The sequence below is a fragment of the Streptomyces sp. UH6 genome, assembly GCF_013421635.1.
In the GTDB taxonomy this organism is placed as follows: domain Bacteria; phylum Actinomycetota; class Actinomycetes; order Streptomycetales; family Streptomycetaceae; genus Streptomyces; species Streptomyces abyssomicinicus.
This window is the reverse complement of the sequence record NZ_JACADT010001166.1, coordinates 1-1612: the sequence shown is the minus strand read 5'-3', so window position 1 is coordinate 1612 and position 1612 is coordinate 1. Positions and strand designations below refer to the sequence as shown.

2 protein-coding genes are annotated in these 1612 nt (G+C 72.5%); both read right to left on the bottom strand.

The annotated features are described in order from the left end of the window. Nucleotides 1-87: 87 nt before the first annotated feature. The gene (locus HW445_RS30280) at nt 88-288 is read right to left on the bottom strand and encodes a ferredoxin (protein ID WP_180224000.1); all 201 of its coding nucleotides are present in this window, start codon (nt 286-288) and stop codon (nt 88-90) included. A gap of 23 nt (nt 289-311) precedes the next feature. Further along, a complete protein-coding gene (locus HW445_RS30275) occupies nt 312-1523 on the bottom strand; it encodes a cytochrome P450 (RefSeq protein WP_180223999.1) in 1212 nt (403 codons plus the stop codon). Nucleotides 1524-1612: the final 89 nt, after the last annotated feature.

The window sequence follows — 1612 nt, the reverse complement described above, 5'->3', positions numbered from 1 at the left end:
GCGTGGAGAAGCCGCGTGGAGAAGCCGCCCGGGGAGCCGCCGGTGCGGTCCGCCCGGTCGGAGAGGTCCGCCCCGACCGCGGCGGGATCAGCCCTCCCCGACCAGCTGTACGGCCCCCGTGGGACAGGTCGCCGCCGCCTCCCGGACCGCGGCGGCGTGCCGTGCGCCGGGCTCCGGGTCCAGGAGGACGACCAGCCCGTCCTCCTCCTGCTGGTCGAACACCTCCGGCGCCAGCAGCACGCACTGACCGGCGCCGCAGCACAGGCCCTGGTCCACCGTCACCTTCACGCCCGGAGCGTCCTCGCCCGCCGTCACCAGCGCACCGGGAGTTCGGTCAGGGCGGTGACGATCAGGCCGTCGTCGAGCTTCAGGTCGCTCACCGGCACGGCCAGTTCGAGCCCGGGAAGGCGGCGCAGCATCACCTCGAGCACCACCTGCATCTCGGTGCGGGCGAGCGCCTGGCCGACGCAGGAGTGCGGCCCGACCCCGAAGGCGATGTGCGGGTTCGGGCTGCGGTCCAGCACCATCTCGTCGGCCCGTTCGAAGACCGTGGTGTCCCGGTTGGCGGCCGCCATGCTCAGCATCACCGTGGTCCCGGCGGGCAGCACGCCGTCGCCGACCGTCACGTCCTCGCTGATGAACCGCGGCAGTCCGAGGCCCAGCTGGGCGTCGAACCGCAGCGCCTCCTCGACCGTGGTGCGGACCAGCGAGAGATCGGCGAGCAGGGCCTCCCAGCGGGAGCGGTCGGCGAGCAGGGACGCCGTCATCTTGCCGATGCTGTTCGCGGTGGTCTCGTGCCCGGCGGCGAGCAGCGCCTTGGCGGTCTCCAGCAGTTCGGCGCCCCCCATGCGGTAACCGGCGCCGTTGGTCTGCACGATCAGGTTGCTGATGATGTCGTCCTGGGGATCGCGCCGCTTGGCCTCGATGTGGCCGAGCATGTAGGCGTCGAACTCCCCGGTCGAGACGGCGGTCTCCTCCCTGGAGAACCGGCTGTAGTTCATCATCACGTGGGACCAGTGGGCGAACCTCTCCCGGTCCTGGTCCGGGACGCCCAGCATCGAGCAGATCACCCGCACCGGCAGCGGGAACGCCAGCTGGGCGCCGAGGTCGGCCGGCGGCCCGTGCTCGACCATCGCGTCGATGAGTTCCTCGGCCATCCGCTCGATCACGGGCCGCAGCGCCGTCATCCGCTTGGCCGTGAACCAGCGGCTCACCATGCGCCGCCACTGCTCGTGTGCCTCACCGGCCGCCGCCATGCTCTTGGCGTCGCTCTGGCTGTACAGGTCGGTGCCGTCCGCGCTGAGGCTCACCGCCCCCTCGGCCGACAGGTCCCGGGAGAAGCGCGGATCACCCGTGACCGCCCGGACGTCCGCGTAGCGGGTCAGCAGCGTCATCTCGCCGCCGCCCACCGCGATCCGCGCGTGCGGGCACTTCTCCCGCAATTCCGCGAACTCGGCCGGCGGCTCCAGCGCGGACTGCCAGGCGAACGGGTAACTCAGCGGTGCGGCGTCGTCGACCGACATGGCTGGCCTCCGGAGGCGGTCGGGGAGTGGGACGTCGCGTCACCCTAGGAACGCCTCCGCGCCGCCGCCAGAGCACCCTTCCGGCCGCG